The organism is Amycolatopsis nigrescens CSC17Ta-90, from assembly GCF_000384315.1.
Classification (GTDB): Bacteria; Actinomycetota; Actinomycetes; order Mycobacteriales; family Pseudonocardiaceae; genus Amycolatopsis; species Amycolatopsis nigrescens.
The window spans coordinates 5,189,348-5,210,327 of record NZ_ARVW01000001.1 but is presented as its reverse complement, the minus strand read 5'-3'; the positions used below and the strand labels follow the sequence as shown (position 1 = coordinate 5,210,327).

Sequence of the window (20,980 nt, the reverse complement as noted above, 5' to 3'; positions counted from 1 at the left end):
GCTCACCGCATGAGTGAGCAGCAACGGCTTTCCGCCGGCGACAAGGCACCCGGGTTCACCCTGCCGGACAGCGAAGGCAACGACGTCTCGCTGTCCGACTTCCGCGGCAAGCACGTCGTCGTCTACTTCTACCCGGCGGCCGGCACACCCGGCTGCACCAAGCAGGCCTGCGACTTCCGCGACAGCCTCGCCCAGCTCAACGGCGCCGGCTACCAGGTGCTCGGCATTTCGCCGGACAAGCCCGCGAAGCTGGCCAAGTTCGTCGAAGCCGAGCAGCTGACCTTCCCGCTGCTGAGCGACCCGGAGAAGACCGTGCTCACCGAGTGGGGCGCGTTCGGCGAGAAGAAGAACTACGGCCGCGTGGTGCAGGGCGTCATCCGGTCCACCTTCGTGGTCGACCCGGAGGGCGAGATCGCGGTCGCGCAGTACAACGTCCGCGCCACCGGGCACGTGGCCAAGCTGCTCAAGGACCTCAAACTCACCGCCTGACCTCGTCGGCCAGCTCGCGTAGGTGGGGAAGCAGGGCGCGCAGGGCGATGCCGCGGTGGGACAGCGCGTCCTTTTCCGCCGGGTCCAGTTCGGCGGAGGTGCGCTCCTCATCGTCCGGCACGAAGATCGGGTCGTAGCCGAAACCGTTGGTACCGCTGGGTTTCCTGGCCAGAGTGCCACCCCAGTCGCCGTGCACGACGACCTCGTCGCCGTCCGGATCGACCAGCGCGGCGGCGCACACGAAGCCGGCGCCGCGGCGTTCGTCCGGCACGTCGGCGAGCTGGGCGAGCACCAGCTCCAGGTTGGCCTGGTCGTCACCGTGCCGGCCGGACCAGCGCGCGGAGAGCACGCCGGGCATCCCGTTCAGCGCGTCCACGCTCAGCCCGGAGTCGTCCGCGATCGACGGCAGGCCGGTCGCCTCCGCCGCATCCCTGGCCTTGGCGAGCGCGTTCTCCTCGAAGGTGGCACCGATCTCGGGCGCCTCTTCGAACTCGTCCACATCGACCAGGCCGACCACCTCGAGCCCTTCGATCCCCTCGGCGGCCAGTATCCGGCGCAGCTCTTCCAGCTTCTTGGCGTTGCGGGTGGCCAGCAGGAGGCGGGTCATTTCGAGCCCTTCGACTTCTTGTCCGGACGCGGTTCGGGCAGCTCGCCGGGATACGGGGCGGCCAACGCCGCCACCTGCTGCCGGGTGAGCTCGGCGCAGCCCGCCAGCGCCATGTCCAGCATGGTGTCCAAAGTGGACCGCGCGAAGGTGGCGCCCTCGCCGGTGCCCTGCACCTCGATCAGCGTGCCGGCGTCGGTGGCGACAACGTTCATGTCCACCTCGGCCCGCGAGTCCTCTTCGTACGGCAGGTCCAGCCGGACCCGGCCGTCCACCACGCCGACGCTGATCGCGGCCACCGACGAGGACAGCGGCTGCGGATCCGCGAGCCGGTTGGCGGCGCCGAGCCAGGTGACCGCGTCGGCGAGTGCGACATAGCCGCCGGTGATCGCCGCGGTCCTGGTGCCGCCGTCGGCCTGGATCACGTCGCAGTCGATCACGATGGTGTTCTCGCCGAGCGCGGCGAGGTCGATGCAGGCCCGCAGGGAACGCCCGATCAGCCGGGAGATCTCGTGCGTGCGGCCGCCGATCCGGCCCTTCACCGACTCGCGGTCGCTCCGCGTGTTGGTCGCCGAGGGCAGCATCGCGTACTCCGCGGTGACCCAGCCGAGGCCGGAGCCGGAACGCCAGCGCGGCACCCCCTCGGTAACGCTGGCCGCGCACAGCACGCGCGTGTTGCCGAACTCGATCAGCACCGAACCGGCCGGCCACTGCTGGTATCCGCGCGTGATCTTCACGTCCCGGAGCTGGTCGTCGTTCCTGCCATCTTTTCTCGCCACGGCTGCACTCTAGAACCCTCCCGGAAGGCGCCGGGTAGCGGTCGCGCCAAGAGCTTGTTGACATCGAGCCAACACGCTAGGGTGCCGAATGTGATCTACGACACTGGGGCGAATGATGACACGAGCGCGGTCCGCCGTTGCCACTTTCCTGGTCTCCGTGCTGCTTTGCGCCTTCGCACCGGCGCTCGCCGCAGCAGCAGAGCACCGCACGCCCGCCCAGTGCGCGGCGAGCCTGGACTGCGGCGCCGAGGAGATCAACCGGATGACCATGCCGGAACGGCTGGAGCTGGTCCGCACGCTCTCCGCGGGCCCGGCGGCCGAGCTCGTCCCCGGCTACCTCCCGCGCTGGCGCAACATCGAGGGCATCATCCAGTTCTTCCACGACAACCGGATGGGCGAGCCGGGCAGCTGGGTGTCCTATGTGGACTCCGGAATCGTGGAGGGTATCGAGCGCGGGATCGCGATCGCGCTCGGCCGCTCCGCCGACACCTTCGGCAACCCCGGGTCACTTCGCTGGGCGAGCTACCTGACCGAACTGGGTGCCGGACGGCTGACCGCCCGCTCGGCGCACGACAAGGCATGGAGCGAGGCCGAGCAGGCGTCCACCGAGCACGGGGTCGCGCTGGCCGAGCGGACGCACGGCCTCGAAGCCACCGGCGTGGAACAGCGCTTCTACCAGTTCTCCGAGCTGTACCGGCTGACCCTGCGCAACAGGCCGCCGCTGACCGACCTGATCTCCGTGCCGGCCGGTCCCGGCCAGCCGCGCCAGATCACGATCCTCGACTGGTTCACCGACGTCGGCAACGCGACGCCGAGCCGGAAGGGCGCCGAGCTGGCCTACCACATGGCCGAGTTCGACCTGCCCGGCAGCGCACTGGGCGGGCAGGCGCTGCTGAACGCCTACCTCACCGAGTTGCTGGACTCCTACCTCGCGGAGACCGCGGCCGGCTGACCCTCCGGCTGTATTTCAACACACGTTGACAAGGTATCCGCGGCGCGCATAATTCATCGTAAGATGAAATTAGGGGTGCGCCATGGACAGACGACGCCGCAAGGTGCTCCAGACGCTGGGTGTGCTCGTGGTGGCGGCCCTGATGGTGCTGACCCTGCGCGACCGGATCCCGGCCCCGGCGGAGGTGCTGCGCGCCCTGCGCCTCGCCGACCCGCGCTGGTTGCTGGCGGGCGCGGTCGCCGAGTTCGTCTCGATGGCCCTGTTCGCCCGCCAGCAACGCCGGCTGCTGATCGCGTTCGGCGTCACCATGCCCAGGGCCAGGATGCTCGCGCTGTCCTACAGCCGCTCGGCCATCTCGATCAGCCTGCCCGCCGGTTCCGCGATCTCCGCCGGCTACGCCTTCCGCCAGTTCCGGGCCGGCGGCGCGGACCGCACCTCGGCGACCACGGTGATGGTGCTGTCCGGGTTGCTCTCCCTGCTCGGCCTGGTGCTGCTCTACCTGACCGGCGCGCTCACCTCGGGCGTGCTGCGGGTGTCCGAGGCGTGGCACACCCACCCCGCGCTGACCGGGCTGGCCTGCTTGGCCGCAGCGGCCGTGCTCGGATCGCTGGTGCGCCGGGCGCGGCACACCAGGCGCCCGCCGCGCGGTGACCCGCTGGCGAGGCTTTCCGCGCGGCGGCCCCGGCTCGCCTCGCTGCTGCGGCCGCTGGTGGACGCGGTGCTCCGGTCCAGGGCGGTGCCGCCCCGGCACTGGGCGCTGGCGCTGGCCTCGGCGGCCGGGAACTGGCTGACCGACCTGCTCTGCCTGTACGCCGCGACCAGGGCCTTCGGCCTCGACCTCGGCGTTGCCGAGCTGGCCGGGGTCTACCTCACCGTGCAGATCGTCCGGCAGCTCCCGCTCACCCCTGGCGGCATCGGCGTGATCGAGCTGAGCCTGCTCGCCGGGCTGGTCTCGGCCGGCGCGGCCGAGTCGCCCGCCACCGCCGCGGTGCTGGCCTACCGGCTGCTGTCCTGCTGGCTGATCATCCCGGTCGGCCTGCTCGCCTGGCTGCTGCTACGCCGGGCCGAGGTCGTAAACCGCACCCTGCTCGGCGAGCTCGGCCCCGGGGAAGAAGACCTTGGCCTCGGCCAGCACGGCTTCCCGGTCGGTCCAGGGCGCGACGTGGGTGAGCAGCAACCGCTTGGGCGCGGCACGGGCCGCGATCGCGCCCGCCTCCCGGCCGGATAGGTGCACCCCCGGCGGACGGTCCGCCGCGTCGGTCCAGGACGCCTCGCAGAGCAGCACGTCGGCCTCGCGCGACAGCTCTTCGAGCACCGGGCACATGCCGGTGTCCCCGCTGTAGGCCACGGTCCTGCCGCCGTGGCTGATCCGCAGCCCGAACGCCGGCGTCGGATGTTCCACCGGGAACGCGGTGACCTCGAACGGGCCGATCCGCTGCGGCTGTTCGCCGAACGTGTGGAACTCGTACACGTCGGAGAGGTCGGTCTGCAGCCGTTCGGCCTCGTTGGCCGCGAACGCGTTGACCAGCCGCTGAGGCGCGTCCTCCGGCCCGTACACCGGCAGCCTTCGCGGACGCGTCTCGTACGGCGGCGCCGGATGGTAGCGGCGCAGCACGGTCAGCGCGCTGAAGTCGGCGCAGTGGTCCGGATGCAGATGGGACAGCAGGAGCGCGTCCAGGTCGAAAGGGTCGCGCTCGGCCTGGAGTCTGGCCAGGGCACCGTTGCCGAGCTCCAGTCCGAGCAGGAAGCCGTCCGCTTCGAGCAGATAGCCCGACGCGGCCGCGTCCGGCCCGGGGATGCTGCCCGAACAACCGAGAATGATCAGTCGCACGCAGCACACCTTATGCTGAACCGCCGCAAATCAGGAGACCGTGGGAGCGAGCACACCCGGTGCGAAGCCCATGAAGCGCCGGGCGAGCCTGGCGAACGGCTCCGCCGAACCGGTCGCCACGAACTCGTGTGCAGGCGTTTCGCCCCGATCCGCGAGCAGATCGAGCTCGGTGAGCACCCGCACCACGTCTTTCGCACTTTCTTCCGCGCTGGACACCAAAGTGACCTGCTGCCCCATCACGATCTGCAGCACGCCGGTGAGCAACGGATAGTGCGTGCAGCCGAGCACCATGGTGTCCACCTCGGCACGCAGCAGCGGCTCGAGGTAGCCCTGTGCCAGGCCGAGCACCTGCCGGCCCGAGGTGATCCCGCGCTCGACGAAATCGACGAACCGCGGGCAGGCCACGCTGGTCACCGTCACCCCGGTGGCGGCCGCGAAGGCGTCCTCGTAGGCCCGCGAACGCACCGTGCCCTCGGTGCCGATCACGCCGATCCGGCCGCTGTGCGTACTGGCCACGGCCCGTCGGACGGCGGGCAGCACCACCTCGACCACCGGCACGTCGTAGCGTTCCCTGGCGTCGCGCAGGCAAGCCGCGGACGCCGTGTTGCAGGCGATCACCAGCGCCTTGACCCCGCCGTCGACCAGTTCGTCCAACGCGGCCAGCGCCAGCTCGCGGGCCCTCGCGATGGGCAGCGGGCCGTACGGGTTGTGCGCGGTGTCGCCGACGTAGCGCAGCCGCTCGGCGGGCAGCTGGTCCACGATGGCGCGAGCGACGGTGAGCCCGCCCACCCCCGAGTCGAAAACCCCGATCGGTGCGTTCTGGCTTGGTCCGCGGGTCACACCCCGAGGCTACCGGGCGCCGGAGGGCTCGCCTTGGCCGCGCGGGAACGGTCCGCCTTGGCCGCGATCCAGGCCGCCAGCACCCCGGCCAGCGCGCCGAACAGGTGCCCCTGCCAGGAGATTCCCGGGTTGCCCGGCAACACGCCCCACAGCATGCCGCCCCAGACGAACAGCAGCACCACGGCCACCACGAGCTGTCCCATGCTGCGGTTGAAGATCCCGCGCACCAGCAGGTAAGCCAGCCAGCCGAAGGCCAGCCCGGAAGCGCCGACGGTGGCGCCGATGCTCGGCCCGGTCAGCCAGACGCCGAGCCCGCCGATGATCCAGATGGTCGCGGTGACCATCGCCCACTGGCCGATCCCGGCCGCCATCGCCAGGAAGGCGAACACCAGCACCGGGATGGTGTTGCTGAGCAGGTGCGGCCAGCCGGCGTGCAGCAGCGGCGCCCAGATCACCCCGTCCAGGCCGGACAGCGTGCGCGCGTGGATACCGCCGTTGTCGAAGTCGCCCGGCACGAGCACGTCGACCAGCTCCACCAGGTAGAGCAGGGCGACGAAGGCCACCGAGACGAGGCCCGCGGCCTTCGGGTTGGCCGGCAGGATGCGCTTGGCCGAATCCGGGGCCGGCGACTTCCCGGACGGGGCTGGTTGCGCGGGCAGAGTGCTCACAAATCCAGGCTAAGCCCGTCCGCCCGCTCCTGCCTCGGGAGAAAACCCTGAGGTTGGGCCTGGTTAGGCAACTGCCGGGGTGGACGGCCGCAGTGACCTGCCCACCATCCAGGCCGCCACCATGCCGCCGATCGCGCCGAACAGGTGGCCCTCCCAGGAGATGTGCTCGTTGGTGGGCAGCACGCCCCACAGCGCGTAGCCGTACAGCGCGAACACCCCGACCGCGATCAGGATCTGCGGGAGGCTGCGCGCGAAGATGCCGCGCACCAGCAGGAAGGTGAGGAAGCCGAAGACCAGCCCGGACGCGCCGAGATGCACGGCGTCGCGGCCGATCAGGAAAGTGCCGAAGCCGCCGAACAGCCAGATGACGGCCACCACGCCGAGGAACTGCCGCATCCCGCCGGAGGTCGCCAGCAGGCCGAGCACCAGCAGCGGCACCGCGTTCGCGGTCAGGTGGTCCCAGCCGGAGTGCAGCAGCGGCGCCCACAGCATGTTGTCCCACTCGTCGAGCACGCGCGGGTAGATGCCGTTCCGGTCCAGCGCACCACCGAGCACGGTGTCGATGCCTTCGATCACGAACAGCAGCGCCACGAAACCGCCGACCACGATGATGGCCTGCAACGGCTTCGGCGGCAGGATGCGCTTGCCCGGCGGCGGCGGGGTCTTGGCCGGCTTGGGTGGCTTGACCGGCTCCGGTGCGCCGGCGATCGGAAAGGGCTCCACAAACCAAAACTACCGATTCCGCGGTCACGGCGAGGTCACTTCGGGGGCTCAGGCCCAGAGCTGACCGTCCAGCCGTTCCGCGGCCTCGTCCAGCGAACCCGAATAGGCACCGGTGGAGAGGTACTTCCAGCCCGCGTCCGCGACCACGAACGCCACGTCCGCCTGCTCCCCCTTCGCCGCGGCCTTCTCCGCGACGGCGAGTGCCGCGTGCAGCACCGCGCCGGTGGAGATCCCGGCGAAGATGCCCTCGTGCTCGAGCAACTCCCTGGTGCGGCGCAGCGCATCGTAGGCGCCGACCGAGTACCGGCCGGTGAGCACGGACGGGTCGTAGAGCTCCGGCACGAAACCCTCGTCCAGGTTCCGCAGCCCGTAGACCAGCTCCCCGTACCGCGGCTCGGCCGCGATGATCTGCACGCCCGGCTTCTGCTCGTGCAGGAACCGGCCGACGCCGACCAGGGTGCCGGTGGTGCCGAGGCCACCGACGAAATGCGTGACCGTCGGCAGGTCCTTGAGCAGCTCGGGCCCGGTGCCGCGGTAGTGCGCGTCCGCGTTGGACGGATTGCCGTACTGGTAGAGCATCACCCACTCCGGGTTCTGCTCGGCCAGCTCCTTCGCCCGCCGCACGGCCTCGTTCGAGCCACCGGCAGCCGGGGAGAACACGATCCGCGCACCGTAGGCCTGCAGCAGCTGCTTGCGCTCGGCCGAGGTGTTCTCCGGCATCACGCAGACCAGGCCGTAGCCCTTGAGCTTCGCGGCCATGGCCAGCGAGATCCCGGTGTTGCCGGACGTGGGCTCCAGGATGGTGGAGCCCCGCCGCAGCGTGCCGTCCCGCTCGGCGGCCTCGATCATGGCCAGCGCCGGGCGGTCCTTGATCGAACCGGTCGGGTTGCGGTCCTCGAGCTTGGCCCACAGCCGCACGTCGTGCGTCGGGGACAGCCTCGGCAGGCCGACCAGCGGGGTACCGCCGAGCGCGTCGAGCAGCGACTCGTAGCGAGCCATCGGGTTAGCGCGCGCCGCCGGCGACCGCGGGCAGGATGGTCAGCGTGTCGCCGTCCTTCACCTCGGCCGCGAGCCCACCGGCGAACCGCACGTCCTCGTCGTTGACGTAGACGTTCACGAACCGGTGCAGCTTCTCCTCCTTGACCAGGCGGGCCTTGAGGCCGCCGTGCCTGGCCTCGATGTCGTCGATCACCTCGAGCACCGTGGCGCCGGACGCCTCGACGGACTTCTCGCCGCCGGTGTGCGTACGCAGGATGGTCGGGATGGACACGGTCACGGCCATGGGTTTACCTCCGCTTGGTTTCTCTTGATGGCAGACGTTCGGGGAAGCCGGGAAATTCCCGCGCTCAGGCGTCTGGAGTGTCGTCACTGCCGGTGTTGGCGAACATGTACGACTCCGTATCCGACACGACGACCTCGACCGGCTCCTCGGTGATGACACCGTCCACGATCCGGTAGGAGCGGAACTCGTGCCGCTCGGGGTCCCTGGTGGAAACCAGCACGTAGTGCGCCTCGGGCTCGGAGGCGTAGGAGACGTCCGTGCGCGAAGGGTAGGCCTCGGTCGCGGTGTGCGAGTGGTAGATCACCACCGGGACCTCGTCCTTCGCGTCCATCTCGCGGTAGAGCCTGAGCAGGTCCCCGGAGTCGAACTCGTAGAAGGTCGGCGACCTGGCCGCGTTGAGCATCGGTATGTAGCGCTCCGGGCGGTCCGAGCCCTCCGGACCGGCGATCACGCCGCAGGCCTCGTCCGGGTGATCCCGGCGGGCATGCGCGACGATCTCTTCGACGAGTTCACGGCGGATCCGAAGCACGTCCACATCCTAGCCCGTGGACAGCGGGTGTTCATACCGTGAGACTCCGCACGTAGCGGCCGGTTCAGAGCCAGACGTCGTGGTAAGCGGGGACGCCCGCCGCGGAGGTGGCGGAGAGCAGGCCGTGCACCATCGCGCGGGCGAACACCCTGGCCGCCGCCGAGCAGAGCGCGTCCAGCGCGCCCGCCCTGGTCGCCACCCCGCTGTGTTCAACGCCGCCTCCGCTGAAAGGAGTACGTCGGCGGTGCCCCGTCGCTTCCGGCAGCGCGGTGGCGCCGGTGGCCAGCGCGAAGACGGTGTCGCCGTCGAACATGGTGTGCGCCGGGCGCACCGCGCGGGCGAGGCCGTCCTGCGCGGCCACCGCCAGCCGTCGCGCCTCCGCCTTGGACAGCTCCGCGTCCACCGCGACCACGCCGATCGTGGTGTTCAGGTCGGTACGGACCGGCGGCACCGAACCCGGCCGGTCCGGCCAGCTCACCCCGAACTCGCCGGCCACCTCGTGATCGGCCGCGAACGGGCGGCCGGTGGCGAAGTCCACCGCCTCCCCGGAGGCGTTCACCGCGGCCAGCGCACCGACGGTGAATCCGTGCACCCGCTCGCTCGCGGTCCCGATGCCGCCCTTGAGCGAACCGACCACGGCACCGGTACCGGCACCGACGGTGCCCATCGCAACCGGCCCTGCCGCGGCCGCCTCGCAGGCGGCGTAACCGAAATCTGCGTCCGGCCGGTTGCCCCAGTCGCTGCGCGGCAGGTCGAACAGCACCGCGGACGGCACGATCGGCACCACCTCATAAGGCTGCGCGCCCACCGGGAAACCCAGGTCGCGCTCGCCGAGCCAGCGCGTCACCCCGTCCGCCGCGGCGAGGCCGTACGCACTGCCGCCGGACAGGCACACCGCGTTGACCCGCTGCACCAGGTTCTCCGGCTCCAGCAGGTTGGTCTCCCTGGTGCCGGGCGCGCCACCGCGCTGGTCGACCGCACCGGTCGCGCCATCGGGCACCAGCACCGCGGTGGTCCCGGTCGCCCAGCCGGCACCGAGCCGCTGGTAGTGCCCGACCAGCACCCCCGGCACGTCGGTGATCGCGGTGCTCATTCGCTCAACGCCTGCACCAGGCTCTCCTGGACCCAGGTCAGCCAGTGGTAGACGCCGAGATGCGGCGAGCGCGGATCGTCCTCCGGCAGCTCGTCCGGCATGTCTTCGGTGACGTCCAGCGCGGTGCCAAGCGCCAGCCGCACGTCGTTGAGCGCGGAGAGCCAGGCGTCCGCCTGCTCGAAGCTCAGCCGCACGTCACCGCCGTCGCGGGGCAGCGTGTTCATCACCACCGCGGCCACCCCGACCTTCGCCTCCAGCACCTCCGGCTCGTGCAGCGAGCGCAGCGCGGCGGCGGAGTCGAGATCCTCCTTGGACGGGTTGTCCGGGTCGAGCCGGTGGAAGTCCGGCAGCAGCCGGGACAGCACCGGGTCGTTCGGCGATTCGGTGGGCCCGGTGCGGATACCGGTCAGCTCGGAAAGCGGATCCTGCGGCGCCTCTTCACCCCGGGCGCGGAGCATGTCGTCCAGCTGGCTGACCAGTCCGCGCAGTACCGCGGCCTCCTGCTGCTCGAACCCAGCGAGCACATTGGCACCCTTGCGCCGCCAACCCTTCATATCGCCGCCTCCGCGGGAACAAGTACGTCGGCGGTCACGACGGCTGTTCCATCGTCGCCCACAAGCCGGAAGCATGCAGCTTGGCCACGTCACCCTCGACCTTCTCCTTGCTGCCCGAGGACACGATGGCCTTGCCCTTGTGATGCACGTCCAGCATCAGCTTCGTGGCATGGTCCCGGCTGTACCCGAACAGCTTCTGGAACACATACGTCACGTACGACATCAGGTTCACCGGGTCGTTCCAGACGATCGTGCGCCAAGGTTTGTCCTCGGTGACCTGATCGGCCCCGAGTGGATCAACCTGCGTCTGCTCGGACTCGACAGGCGTGGTCATGCGCACCATGGTGTCACGGAAGCTTCATCGGGTGGGTCAGTAGGGGCCGCCATGTGGGTGACGGCGATCAGGCCCGCCAGGTAGGCCATAGGCTTTCCGGCATGGGTAGTCCTCATGCCGACGCGGCGGCCAGCACCGCACTGCTCACCGACCACTACGAGCTGACCATGCTGGGCAGCGCGCTCGCCGACGGCACGGGTGACCGGCCGTGCGTGTTCGAGGTGTTCGCCAGGCGGCTGCCGGACGGCAGGCGGTACGGCGTGGTCGCCGGCACCGCCAGGGTGCTGGACGCGGTCGCCGACTTCCGGTTCACCGACGCCGAGCTCGCCCAGCTGGAATCGACCGCGGTGGTGGACGAGCCGACGCTGTCCTGGCTGGCCGACTACCGCTTCACCGGCGACATCGAGGGCTATCCCGAGGGCGAGCTGTACTTCCCCGGTTCACCGATCCTGACCGTGCGCGGCAGTTTCGCCGAGGCCGTGGTGCTGGAGACGGTGGTGCTGTCCATCCTCAACCACGACAGCGCGATCGCCTCCGCGGCCGCGCGGATGGCGGGCGCGGCGCACGGCAGGCCGATCATCGAGATGGGCGGGCGCCGGACGCACGAGTACGCCGCGGTCGCCGCCGCCCGCGCCGCCTACCTGGCCGGCTTCGCCACCACGTCGAACCTGGAAGCGGGCCGCCGCTACGGGATTCCCACCCGCGGCACCGTCGCGCACGCCTTCATGCTGCTGCACGACAACGAAGAGGAGGCCTTCCGCGCGCAGGTGGCGAAGATGGGCGCGGACACCACGCTGCTGGTGGACACCTACGACATCACCGCCGGTATCGACGCGGCGGTCCGGGTGGCGGGCGCCGAACTCGGCGCGATCCGGATCGACTCCGGCGATGTCGGCCCGCTGGCCCGCCGGGCCCGTGAACAGCTCGACTCGCTCGGCGCGAAGGACACCCGCATCGTGGTCTCCGGCGACCTGGACGAGCACGCCATCGCGGCGCTGCGCGCCGAGCCCGTGGACGCGTACGGCGTGGGCACCTCGGTGGTCACCGGCTCCGGGGCGCCCACCGCCGGGATGGTCTACAAGCTGGTCGAAGTGGACGGCAGGCCGGTGGCGAAACGCAGTACGCACAAGGAGTCCAGGGGCGGGCGCAAGCGGGCGCTGCGCCGGCACCGGGCCACCGGCACGGCGGTGGAGGAGGTCGTCTACGCGGCCGGGCAGGCCGAGCCGTCGGCGGGTCCGGACGATCGTCCGCTGCAGATCCCGATGATCCGGGCTGGACAGCCGGTGCCGGACCTGCCCACCCTGGACGACGCCAGGCAGCGGCTGCGCCGGGCGCTGGTGAGCCTGCCGTGGGAGGGCCTGAAGCTTTCGCACGGTGACCCCGCCATCCCGACGATCTTCAGTTAGGGAGTACCGATGAACACCGCACTGATCGTGGTGGACGTGCAGAACGACTTCTGCGAGGGCGGCACCCTGGCCGTGACCGGCGGTGCCGCGCTCGCCGGGGAGATCTCGAAGTACCTGGCCACCGGCGGCTACTCCCAGGTGGTGGCCACCCGTGACTACCACATCGACCCCGGCGCGCATTTCAGCGACGAGCCGGATTTCGTCCGGTCCTGGCCGCGGCACTGCGTGGCCGGCACCGCGGGCGCCTCCTTCCATCCCGAGCTGGATGTCGCACCGATCGCCGCAGTGTTCTCGAAGGGCCAGTACAGCGACGGGTACTCCGGGTTCGAGGGGCACACCGACGCCGGCGAGGGGCTGGCCGACTGGCTGCGGGCCAGGGACGTGCGCTCGGTGGACGTGATCGGCATCGCCACCGACCACTGCGTGCGGGCCACCTCGATGGACGCGGTGCGGGCCGGTTTCGGGGTCCGCGTGCTGCTCGGCCTTACCGCCGGCGTCTCGCGGTCCACTGTGGACAGCGCGGTGGGCGAACTGCGCGCGGCCGGCGCCGAGCTGACCGGTACGCCGAAGGTGGCCGGATGAGCACCTTCGACGAACTGCTGAGTACGCACCGGCTGGTCGCGATCCTGCGAGCCGGGGACTCCAGCCGCTTCACCGATGCCGCGGCGGTGCTCTACTCCTCCGGGGTGCGGCTGATGGAGGCCACCCTGACCACGCACGGTGCGCCAGACGCGATCGCGGCGATCAAGCGGGAACTGCCCGGCGACGGCCTGGTCGGCGCGGGCAGTGTGCGCACCGAGGAGGACGTCCGGGTCGCGGCGGACGCCGGCGCGGACTTCCTGGTCACCCCCACCACCCGCGCCGAGGTGCTGGCGCTCGCCGCGGAGCTCGGCCTGCCGGTGCTGGCCGGCGCGCTCACCCCGACCGAGATCGAGCACGCCTGGCGGCTCGGCGCCACCGCGGTGAAGGTCTTCCCGGCCGCGGAAGCCGGTGGCGTGGCCTACCTCAAGGCCGTGCGGGCCCCGCTGCCGGACGTGCCGCTGGTGCCGACCGGCGGCGTCGCACTGTCCGATGTGGACGATTATCTGGCGGCGGGCGCGGTGGCGGTCGCCGCGGCGACCCCGCTGCTCGGCGACGCGCTGACCGGCGGCAGCCTGGACGAGCTGGCCGAGCGGGCCGCCGCCTTCGTCGAGGCGACCGGGTGAGCGGCGGGCTTTTCACGCTCGGCGAGACGATGGCCGTGTTCACCACGCCGTCTGGCCGGCTGCGGCACGCCGCCACGGTCAACGTGGGCATGGCGGGCGCGGAGTCCAATGTGGCGATCGGTGTGCGCCGCCTCGGCGGCCAGGCGAGCTGGCAGGGCCGGGTCGGCGCGGACGAACCGGGCGCACTGGTGCTGTCCAAGATCCGCGGCGAGGACGTGGAGACCGGCACCGTGGTCACCGACGAAGCTGCCAGGACCGGGCTGATGCTGAAGGACTACCGGACCGCGGACGTCATGCGGGTGACCTACTACCGCGAGCACAGCGCCGGTTCCCGGTTGTGCGAGGCAGATCTGGACGCGGAGCGGATCGCCGCGGCCGGGGTGCTGCACCTGACCGGGATCACCCCGGCGCTGTCCGGCAGCGCGCGGGCGGCGGTGTTCACCGCGGCCGAGATCGCCCGTTCGGCCGGGGTGCCGGTGTCCTTCGACGTGAACTACCGGGCGGCGCTCTGGCCGGCCGAGCTGGCCACGCCCGTGCTGACCGACCTTGCCGGCCGCGCGGACGTGCTGTTCGCCGGGGACGACGAGACCGCACTGCTCGGCATGGACGGCTCCGGCGCCGGGCTGCTCGACGGCATGCGCGCGCTCGGCCCGGCGCAGGTGGTGCTCAAGCTGGGCGCGCGGGGCGCGCTCGCGGACGTCGGCGGCGCGCGGCACGAGGTGCCCGCGTTCGAAGTGCGCGCGGTGGACGCGGTCGGCGCCGGTGACGCCTTCGTCGCCGGCTATCTGGCCGAGCTGCTGGCCGGTGCCCCGCCCGCCGAACGGCTGCGCACCGCGGCCGCGTGCGGCGCCTTCGCGGTCTCCGTGCTCGGTGACTGGGAAGGGCTGCCGACCCGCGAAGACCTCGGCCTGCTCACCAAGGGCGGCACCGTCCTGCGCTAGCCCTTCAATGGCCGTAATTCACCAACCACGGCGCGAGCCCAACGTGACGTTTGGCCAATAGAAGACACCGAACGTCACGTTGGGCCAGGTCGCCGGGTGCTCAATCGCCGTAGGGGTCGCAGGTCGCCGCGCCGAGCACGATCTCGCCCTCCGCCGGGCCGCCCTCCGGGAACAGCTTGATGCGCATGGCGTTCGTGCTCAGGCTGCCGTCCGGTGGGCTGGGCGTGATCAGCTCGTTGATCACCACGGTGGCCATCGGCGGGTCGCCGGCGGCGCGGCCGGGGATGGTCTGCGTGTAGTTGGCCGGGATGGACGACGGCACCGTGATGCCCTCCGCGTTGCCCAGCTCCACCGAACCCCGGCTGCCGCTCTGCGTGGTGTCGCAGCGGGCGCTGTAGGTGCGCACCTTGATCGCCGGGCCGCCGAACTGCTCGAGCACCCTGGTCTCGAACCGCTGGCCGGTGACCAGCGCGGTGGCCGTGCCGTCGGAGTTCCTGGCGCAGGTGCTGGTGCCCCGGCCATATTCGGTGCTGCTGCCGACCTTCGTACCCCTGGACTCGTTGCTCAGCGTGCCGCCGGTTTCGCACGGCGCGATCGGTGCGGCGTGCACCTGCCGGCCGCCCACCGTCAGCTCGGCTTCCCCGACCCAGCCGGCCGCGGTCGGCGTGAACTCGGCCGCCTGCGCCGAACCGGGCAGCACGGTCAGCCCACCGCACATCGCCAACGCCAGTACCATCCGCTCGCCCTTCATCGCCCTCTCCTCTCGCTCGCGCGTATCTCCCCTCCTCGCCATCGGCCGCTCTCCGGCGCACCCTGACCCACCCGGCCGGACGCCACCCGGTCGGGTGGACCCGGTTCGAGCGGCACGAGAACCCGCAAGGAAGAGGCGTGCCGGGAACTGACGGTGGCCCCCGGTAACGTCTGCCCTCGTGCCACCCCGAGCTGACTTCCCCGGCGTCAACGAGCTGCTGACCCACGCCATCGAGGCGGTGGGCGGAGCCGAGCGCGCCGGGCAGGTGCAGATGGCGGAGGCGGTCGGCCGGGCGATCCGCACCGGCGAGCACCTCGCCGTGCAGGCGGGCACCGGCACCGGGAAGTCGCTGGCGTACCTGGTACCGGCGATCCGGCACGCGGTGGAACGAGAGGCCACCGTGGTGGTCTCCACGGCCACCATCGCGCTCCAGCGCCAGCTCGTGGACCGGGATCTGCCCCGGCTGGCCAAGGCGCTGAAGAAGCCCCTCGGCCGCGAACCGACCTTCGCCATCCTCAAGGGCCGCCGCAACTATCTCTGCCTGCATCGGCTGGACACCGGCGCGCCGGAGGAGCCGGAGGACGCGGCCCTGTTCGACCCGTTCGCGGTGTCGCGGATGGGCAAGGAGGTCAAGCGGCTCTACGAGTGGTCGTCGGACACCGAGACCGGCGACCGCGACGAACTGGTGCCCGGGGTGTCCGAACAGGCGTGGCGGCAGGTTTCGGTGACCGCGAAGGAATGCCTCGGGGTGTCGCGCTGCCCGATCGGCGTGGACTGCTTCGCGGAGAAGGCACGCGGCGAAGCGGGTCGCGCGGACGTGGTGGTCACCAATCACGCGCTGCTCGCCATCGACGCGCTGCAGGGCTACCAGGTACTGCCCGAGCACGATCTGGTGATCATCGACGAGGCGCACGACCTGGTGGACCGGGTCACCTCGGTGGCCACCGCGGAGCTGACCAGCGGCATGATCTCGGCCGCGGTCCGGCGCTGCGGCAAGCTGATCGACGCGGACATCGCGGACCGGCTGATGGAGTCCGGCGACGGGCTGGCGCTGGTGGTGGAGGACCTGCCCTCGGGCCGGATGGACGCGCTGCCGCAGGCGCTGCGGGGCGCGCTGCCCGCGATCCGCGACGCCGCGCACGGCTGCCTCACCGCGCTCGGTTCGGACCGCAAGGAGGACGTGGACGAGGCCACCAGCCGCAAACTGGCCAGGTCCCTGCTGGAAGAGGTGCACGACACCGCGGTCCGGCTGCTGGACGCCTTCGACGACGACCAGGCGCACCAGCGCGATGTGGTGTGGCTGCAGAACGACAGGTTCTCCGCGAACCCGCGCCCGCCATCGCTGAAGGTCGCTCCGCTCGGCGTGGCCGGGCTGCTCCGCGAGCGGGTGTTCAACCAGAACACCACGGTGCTCACCTCCGCCACGCTCACCCTCGGTGGCACCTTCGACACGCTGGCGAGGCAGTGGGGCCTGCCGCCGGGTCAGGCCGCGGTGCGCAAGGCCGAGGGCACCGCGACGGACAAGGAGCCGCCATCGGACGACGACGAGCCGAAATGGTCCGGGCTGGACGTCGGCTCCCCGTTCGACCACAAGCGCAACGGCATCCTCTACGTGGCAAAGCACCTGCCCGCCCCCGGCCGCGACGGGCTGCAGAAGTCCACTTTGGACGAATTGGCCGAGCTGGTGGAGGCCGCCGGTGGCCGCACGCTCGGGCTGTTCTCCTCGATGCGCGCCGCGAAGCAGGCCACCGAGGAGCTGCGCGACCGGGTCAAGCACCCGATCCTGTGCCAGGGCGAGGACTCCACCGGCCTGCTGGTGCGCAAGTTCGCCGACGACCCGCGCACCTGCCTGTTCGGCACGCTTTCGCTGTGGCAGGGCGTGGATGTACCGGGGCCGTCCCTGCAACTCGTGGTGGTGGACCGGATCCCGTTCCCCCGGCCGGACGATCCGGTGTCCTCTGCCCGGCAGCGGGCGGTGGAGGCCAGGGGTGGCAACGGGTTCCTCACCGTGGCGGCCACCCACGCGGCGCTGCTGCTGGCACAGGGCACCGGCAGGCTGCACCGTTCGATGGCCGACCGCGGGGTGGTCGCGGTGCTGGACTCCAGGCTGGCGACCGCGCGCTACGGCGGTTTCCTGCGCGCTTCCCTGCCGCCCTTCTGGCCGACGCAAGACCCGGAAGTGGCCCGTGCCGCGCTGCGAAGACTTGATGCGGCCGCCCCCGCCTGAACGGGCGAACAGCGCACAAGTACCGTAAACAGACCGTATACACAGGGAGCCTGCCTTGTCCCAGGAGTCAGCCAACGCCCGTTCGCGTTCGGTCAGCGTCGACGACACCGGTGTGCGCCGCCAGCTCGCGGACGGCAGCGAGGAGTCGGTGACCTGGGCGGAACTTTCCGCCGTGGTGATCAGGGTGATTCCCGAGGGTCCGTGGAAAGAGGACGTGTTCCTGATGCTGGCCGGCTCGGACGGCAACGGCACCGCGGTGCCCAGCGGCGACCCCGCGGCGGACGCGCTGATCGAACGGCTGCAGAGCCTGCCCGGCTTCGACAACGAGAAGTTCATCGAAGCCATGACCACCGACGCCGACGAGGCCTACGTGGTGTGGAAGGCCGAGGACGCCAACGCGTCCTAGGTCACAGGTTCATCCGCACCCGGCGGGGTTAACCTGCCGGGATGGTTCTTCCCGGTAGCCGTGCGCTGACCCGCAGGCACGTGTTCGGTCTGACCACGCTAGCCGCCGGCGGTGGGCTGCTCTCCGCCTGCGCCTCGGCCGACCGCGCCGCGGCGACGAGCAGCAGCGCGGCGCCCGCACCGACCGCGCCGCCATCGGAGGCTGCCGGCGCAGTTTCCGGCGAAGACGCGTGGAAGCAGTTGCTGGCCGGAAACACCCGTTTCATCGGGGACCAGCCCACCCACCCGCACCAGGCCGCGCAGTGGCGCAGTTCGCTGGTGCAGGCGCAGCACCCGTTCGCCTGCGTGCTCGGTTGCGGAGATTCGCGGGTGACCCCCGAGCTGGTCTTCGACACCGGGCTCGGCGACGTCTTCACCGTCCGCTCCGCCGGCGAGGTGCTGGACGACGCGGTGCTCGGCAGCATCGAGTACAGCGTCGAGCACGTGCGGACGAACCTCGTCGTGGTGCTCGGGCACGCCGGCTGCGGTGCGGTCTCCGCGGCGATCGATCTGGTGCGGCACAAGGGCGAGGTCACCGGCAACATCGCCACCCTGGTGCGCGCGGTGGAGCCCGCCGTCTTGGCGACCCCGCCGGACCCGGACCCCGGCAAGTTCCTCACCGCCTGCGTCGCCGAGCAGGCCAGGCGGGTCAAAACCGAACTCGCCGAGCGCTCGGAGATCATCCGCGACGCCGTGGCCCAGCGCGGCCTGAAGGTCGTCGCCGCCACCTACGACCTCGCCGACGGCAAGGTCTCCGAACTCACCTGAGACGGCAAACAGCCGACTTCTTGCCCAGGAGTCGTGCGGCAAATAGCCGACTATTTGCCCTTAGGCGGTCGGGAACTCTTCGGTGACCGGGATGGCCTTTTTCAGCGTGCGGCTGACCGTGCAGAGGCGCTCGATGGCGCGGTCCACGGCCAGCGCGAGCGCCTGGCGCTGCTCGTCGTCCAGCGCCGAGACGTCAGCGTCGAACCTGACGTGCACCGCGTCGAGCTCCGACGCGCCCTCCCGGCGGTCCGCGGACACCTCGACCCGGAACTTCGAGTCCTCGCCGATCCGCCGGGTGATCAGCTCCTCCGCGGTCACCCCCGCGCAGCCGGCCGCGGCCACCTGCAACAGTTCGGCCGGCGAGAACACCCCGTCCTGCCCGGCCCGGCCGAGCCGCACCTCGGCGCCGCGGTCGTTCCGGCCGACGAACTCGTGCCTGCCGGTCCGCTGTACTTCGAGCCCTGTCATCCCGCTACTCCGTTCGGCTGGACTGCCACTGGGCGAGCACGGTGACGGTGCCGGGATCCACCTCGGTGAAACCGGCGTCGCGGACCGCGACCACACCTCGCTCCCGCCACGCTAGGCCGGGTTCGGCGCCGGGATGCAGCTCGTTCCACCTGCCGATACCGGGAATGCGGACCGCGCACCGGAAATCCTGTCCGGCCCATGCCTCGCGGGCGGCTTCGTCCAGCAGCGAGCCGAGGATCATGGTGGCGTGCCCGACCTGCGCGGCCGCCTTGCCCACGGTCATCGCCACCTTCGGGTTGAGCAGCAGCAGCGGAACCCCGCCCGTAGCCGGGCCCGGCTCGTCCGGCGGCAGCTCGCTGCCGGAGATCTGCAGCCTGGACACCTCCTTCGGGGCGTCCACCACCCGGCCCGGCAGCAGCGCCCGGACCTGCGCGCCGTCCACCGTCACGGTGACGCCGGGCAGCTCCTGCACCGCCTGCCAGTGCGCCCCGCGGGCCCGCCGGGCGACCTTGCGGATCCGGCCATCCACCCAGGCCTTCAGCTCGTCGTGCCACTCGCCGCCCGGCTCGGCGCGCTCGTCGAAGCAGACCGCCAGCGCGGCCGCGGCGGCCGCCTCCAGCAGCGGGGTGCGCTCCGGTGGTTCGGCCCGCTCGATTCGCAGGATCACCGGCATGGCGCGGACTTCGCCCGGCTCCTCGTCGGCGGTGTCCGCGGTCAATTCGGCGGGCAGGTCCAGCCAGTCGGCGTAGCGGGCGGCCAGCGGGCCCAGCACCTCGTTCACGGCCGGCTGAGCGGGTGGCCGTCCGCGGCGTCCGCGGCCTCCACCTCGCCCCTGGTCACCCCGAGCACGAACAGCACCGCGTCCAGGTACGGGTGGGACAGCGCGGTGTCTGCGACCTCCCGCAGCGCCGGCTTGGCGTTGAACGCCACGCCCATGCCCGCCGCGGCCAGCATGTCGATGTCGTTCGCCCCGTCGCCGACGGCGACGCACTGGGCCAGCGGGATGCCGTACTCGTCGGCGAACCGGCGCAGCGCGGTGGCCTTGCCCGCCCTGTCCACCACGTCGCCGAGCACCCGGCCGGTCAGCTTGCCGTCCACCACCTCGAGTTCGTTCGCCGCGGCGAAGTCGAGCCCGAGGTCGTCCACCAGCTTTTCGATGATGCTGGTGAAACCGCCGGAGACCACGCCGCAGTGGAAACCGAGCCGCTTCAGGGTGCGCACCGTGGTCCTGGCGCCGGGCATCAGCTCCAGCGAATCCGCCACCTCGCCCAGCACGGACTCCGGCAGCCCGGCCAGCAGCTCGACCCGCCGCTCCAGCGACTCGGTGAAGTTGAGCTCGCCCCGCATCGCGGCGTCGGTGATCTCGCGGACCTTCGGTTCCACCCCGGCGTACGCGGCGAGCATCTCGATTACCTCGCCCTGCACCAGGGTCGAGTCCACGTCGAAGACCACCAGCCGCTTCGCCCGCCGGGACAGCCCGGCCCGCTCGACCGCGATGTCCAGACCTACCCGCGCGGCGAGGTCGACCACAGTGGACCGCAGCTCGGCGTCCGCCCGGACGGCGTCCGAAGAATCCGCTGAAACCGAGACGCGGAGTTCGAGCCCGGTCACCGGATAGTCGGCGACACTGCGGATCGCGTCGATGTTGACGTTCAGCCCGGCCAGTCCGCGGGCCACCTCGGCGAAGGCGCGCGCGGTGACCGGACGGCCGAGCACCACCAGCACGTGACTGGAGTCGCGCTGGCCCGGCGCGAAGGGCTCCGAGCCGATGGCCGCGCCGATCCGCACCTCGACCTGCATGCCGACCGTGGCCATCGCCTGCTCGGCGGCCTCCTGCAGGGCCTCCGGGTCGGAATCCACCCCGGCCAGCACACCGAGCACCAGCTGTCCCCTGATGACCACCTGTTCGACGTCGAGCACTTCGACCCCGTGCCGGGTGAGCACCGCGAACAGCACGGAGGAAACGCCAGGCTTGTCCGGTCCGGTCGTGGTGATCAGGACGGGGGTCTGGCTCACGGTGCTTCCCTCGCTCTTCCTCCGCATAGGGGCCAGACGCGAGTTCGGGCGCCGGTTGTCACCCGGCGCCCGAATC

Annotated in this window: 25 protein-coding genes and 1 pseudogene; 10 read left to right on the top strand and 16 right to left on the bottom strand. The window is 71.4% G+C overall.

The window, feature by feature from the left end; genetic code table 11:
- Nucleotides 1-9: 9 nt before the first annotated feature.
- A complete protein-coding gene (gene bcp / locus AMYNI_RS0124770) occupies nt 10-489 on the top strand; it encodes a thioredoxin-dependent thiol peroxidase (protein WP_020670760.1) in 480 nt (159 codons plus the stop codon).
- Here the strand turns inward: bcp and rdgB are convergent.
- Both rdgB and rph read right to left on the bottom strand, forming a co-directional pair.
- On the bottom strand, nt 479-1,096 hold the full coding sequence (gene rdgB / locus AMYNI_RS0124765; protein ID WP_020670759.1) for an RdgB/HAM1 family non-canonical purine NTP pyrophosphatase: 618 nt from the start codon (nt 1,094-1,096) through the stop codon (nt 479-481). The two genes, bcp and rdgB, sit on opposite strands and share 11 nt — an antisense overlap.
- On the bottom strand, nt 1,093-1,872 hold the full coding sequence (rph, locus tag AMYNI_RS0124760; RefSeq protein ID WP_026360888.1) for a ribonuclease PH: 780 nt from the start codon (nt 1,870-1,872) through the stop codon (nt 1,093-1,095). Before rph ends, rdgB begins: the two co-directional genes overlap by 4 nt.
- 112 nt (nt 1,873-1,984) lie before the next feature.
- On the opposite strand from rph, the gene AMYNI_RS0124755 reads away from it, so the two are divergent.
- On the top strand, nt 1,985-2,824 hold the full coding sequence (locus tag AMYNI_RS0124755; RefSeq protein WP_020670757.1) for a hypothetical protein: 840 nt from the start codon (nt 1,985-1,987) through the stop codon (nt 2,822-2,824).
- 82 nt (nt 2,825-2,906) lie between these two features.
- Nucleotides 2,907-3,869: pseudogene (locus AMYNI_RS50225) on the top strand (lysylphosphatidylglycerol synthase transmembrane domain-containing protein); the annotation flags it as partial.
- Nucleotides 3,870-3,878: 9 nt separating this feature from the next.
- On the opposite strand, the gene AMYNI_RS0124745 reads toward AMYNI_RS50225, so the two are convergent.
- The 10 genes from AMYNI_RS0124745 to clpS form a co-directional block, all read right to left on the bottom strand.
- Nucleotides 3,879-4,655 (bottom strand): MBL fold metallo-hydrolase, encoded by a 777-nt coding sequence (locus tag AMYNI_RS0124745; RefSeq protein WP_020670755.1) that lies wholly within the window; start codon nt 4,653-4,655, stop codon nt 3,879-3,881.
- Between the two features lie 30 nt (nt 4,656-4,685).
- On the bottom strand, nt 4,686-5,495 hold the full coding sequence (murI, locus tag AMYNI_RS0124740) for a glutamate racemase (protein ID WP_020670754.1): 810 nt from the start codon (nt 5,493-5,495) through the stop codon (nt 4,686-4,688).
- Complete coding sequence (locus AMYNI_RS0124735; protein WP_020670753.1) at nt 5,492-6,163, bottom strand: rhomboid family intramembrane serine protease; 672 nt, start codon at nt 6,161-6,163, stop codon at nt 5,492-5,494. Before AMYNI_RS0124735 ends, murI begins: the two co-directional genes overlap by 4 nt.
- A gap of 63 nt (nt 6,164-6,226) precedes the next feature.
- Nucleotides 6,227-6,886, bottom strand: coding sequence for a rhomboid family intramembrane serine protease (locus AMYNI_RS0124730; protein WP_020670752.1), 660 nt, complete (start codon nt 6,884-6,886; stop codon nt 6,227-6,229).
- A gap of 48 nt (nt 6,887-6,934) precedes the next feature.
- Nucleotides 6,935-7,885 (bottom strand): PLP-dependent cysteine synthase family protein, encoded by a 951-nt coding sequence (locus AMYNI_RS0124725; protein WP_020670751.1) that lies wholly within the window; start codon nt 7,883-7,885, stop codon nt 6,935-6,937.
- A 4-nt stretch (nt 7,886-7,889) separates the two neighbouring features.
- Nucleotides 7,890-8,168, bottom strand: a complete 279-nt coding sequence (locus AMYNI_RS0124720; protein WP_020670750.1) for a MoaD/ThiS family protein — start codon at nt 8,166-8,168, stop codon at nt 7,890-7,892.
- 64 nt (nt 8,169-8,232) lie between these two features.
- Nucleotides 8,233-8,697: a M67 family metallopeptidase gene (locus tag AMYNI_RS0124715; RefSeq protein ID WP_040407273.1), complete on the bottom strand. Its 465-nt coding sequence runs from the start codon at nt 8,695-8,697 to the stop codon at nt 8,233-8,235.
- Between the two features lie 64 nt (nt 8,698-8,761).
- Nucleotides 8,762-9,790: a P1 family peptidase gene (locus AMYNI_RS0124710; protein WP_020670748.1), complete on the bottom strand. Its 1,029-nt coding sequence runs from the start codon at nt 9,788-9,790 to the stop codon at nt 8,762-8,764.
- Nucleotides 9,787-10,344: a DUF2017 domain-containing protein gene (locus tag AMYNI_RS0124705; protein ID WP_020670747.1), complete on the bottom strand. Its 558-nt coding sequence runs from the start codon at nt 10,342-10,344 to the stop codon at nt 9,787-9,789. The genes AMYNI_RS0124710 and AMYNI_RS0124705 overlap by 4 nt, the downstream gene beginning before the upstream one ends.
- A 34-nt stretch (nt 10,345-10,378) precedes the next feature.
- Complete coding sequence (gene clpS / locus AMYNI_RS0124700) at nt 10,379-10,678, bottom strand: ATP-dependent Clp protease adapter ClpS (RefSeq protein WP_026360885.1); 300 nt, start codon at nt 10,676-10,678, stop codon at nt 10,379-10,381.
- Between the two features lie 101 nt (nt 10,679-10,779).
- Here clpS and AMYNI_RS0124695 point away from each other — a divergent pair, with 101 nt between their 5' ends.
- Genes AMYNI_RS0124695 through AMYNI_RS0124680 form a run of 4 tightly spaced genes read left to right on the top strand, consistent with a single transcriptional unit; the run spans nt 10,780 to nt 14,230 of the window.
- Entirely contained in the window at nt 10,780-12,084 is a 1,305-nt protein-coding gene (locus AMYNI_RS0124695; protein WP_020670745.1) for a nicotinate phosphoribosyltransferase, read from the top strand.
- A 9-nt stretch (nt 12,085-12,093) separates the two neighbouring features.
- A complete protein-coding gene (locus tag AMYNI_RS0124690) occupies nt 12,094-12,666 on the top strand; it encodes a nicotinamidase (RefSeq protein ID WP_020670744.1) in 573 nt (190 codons plus the stop codon).
- Nucleotides 12,663-13,289, top strand: a complete 627-nt coding sequence (locus AMYNI_RS0124685) for a bifunctional 4-hydroxy-2-oxoglutarate aldolase/2-dehydro-3-deoxy-phosphogluconate aldolase (RefSeq protein ID WP_020670743.1) — start codon at nt 12,663-12,665, stop codon at nt 13,287-13,289. Before AMYNI_RS0124690 ends, AMYNI_RS0124685 begins: the two co-directional genes overlap by 4 nt.
- Nucleotides 13,286-14,230 carry a sugar kinase gene (locus tag AMYNI_RS0124680; RefSeq protein ID WP_020670742.1) on the top strand — a complete coding sequence of 315 codons (945 nt, stop codon included), beginning with the start codon at nt 13,286-13,288 and terminating at the stop codon, nt 14,228-14,230. Before AMYNI_RS0124685 ends, AMYNI_RS0124680 begins: the two co-directional genes overlap by 4 nt.
- Before the next feature lie 100 nt (nt 14,231-14,330).
- On the opposite strand, the gene AMYNI_RS0124675 is transcribed toward AMYNI_RS0124680, so the two are convergent.
- Complete coding sequence (locus AMYNI_RS0124675) at nt 14,331-14,981, bottom strand: hypothetical protein (RefSeq protein WP_020670741.1); 651 nt, start codon at nt 14,979-14,981, stop codon at nt 14,331-14,333.
- A gap of 178 nt (nt 14,982-15,159) precedes the next feature.
- Here AMYNI_RS0124675 and AMYNI_RS0124670 point away from each other — a divergent pair, with 178 nt between their 5' ends.
- From AMYNI_RS0124670 to AMYNI_RS0124660, 3 genes are read left to right on the top strand one after another with little or no spacing between them, the layout of a single operon-like run.
- Nucleotides 15,160-17,208, top strand: coding sequence for an ATP-dependent DNA helicase (locus tag AMYNI_RS0124670; RefSeq protein ID WP_020670740.1), 2,049 nt, complete (start codon nt 15,160-15,162; stop codon nt 17,206-17,208).
- Nucleotides 17,209-17,263: 55 nt separating this feature from the next.
- The gene (locus AMYNI_RS0124665; protein WP_020670739.1) at nt 17,264-17,614 is read left to right on the top strand and encodes a hypothetical protein; all 351 of its coding nucleotides are present in this window, start codon (nt 17,264-17,266) and stop codon (nt 17,612-17,614) included.
- A 41-nt stretch (nt 17,615-17,655) separates the two neighbouring features.
- Nucleotides 17,656-18,420: a carbonic anhydrase gene (locus tag AMYNI_RS0124660; RefSeq protein WP_040405942.1), complete on the top strand. Its 765-nt coding sequence runs from the start codon at nt 17,656-17,658 to the stop codon at nt 18,418-18,420.
- A gap of 60 nt (nt 18,421-18,480) precedes the next feature.
- Here the strand turns inward: AMYNI_RS0124660 and AMYNI_RS0124655 are convergent, their stop codons facing one another.
- Genes AMYNI_RS0124655 through serB form a run of 3 tightly spaced genes read right to left on the bottom strand, consistent with a single transcriptional unit; the run spans nt 18,481 to nt 20,904 of the window.
- Nucleotides 18,481-18,888 (bottom strand): OsmC family protein, encoded by a 408-nt coding sequence (locus AMYNI_RS0124655; RefSeq protein ID WP_020670737.1) that lies wholly within the window; start codon nt 18,886-18,888, stop codon nt 18,481-18,483.
- Nucleotides 18,889-18,892: 4 nt separating this feature from the next.
- Entirely contained in the window at nt 18,893-19,669 is a 777-nt protein-coding gene (locus tag AMYNI_RS0124650; RefSeq protein ID WP_020670736.1) for a peptidyl-tRNA hydrolase, read from the bottom strand.
- Nucleotides 19,666-20,904 carry a phosphoserine phosphatase SerB gene (gene serB, locus AMYNI_RS0124645; RefSeq protein ID WP_020670735.1) on the bottom strand — a complete coding sequence of 413 codons (1,239 nt, stop codon included), beginning with the start codon at nt 20,902-20,904 and terminating at the stop codon, nt 19,666-19,668. Before serB ends, AMYNI_RS0124650 begins: the two co-directional genes overlap by 4 nt.
- Nucleotides 20,905-20,980 lie beyond the last annotated feature (76 nt).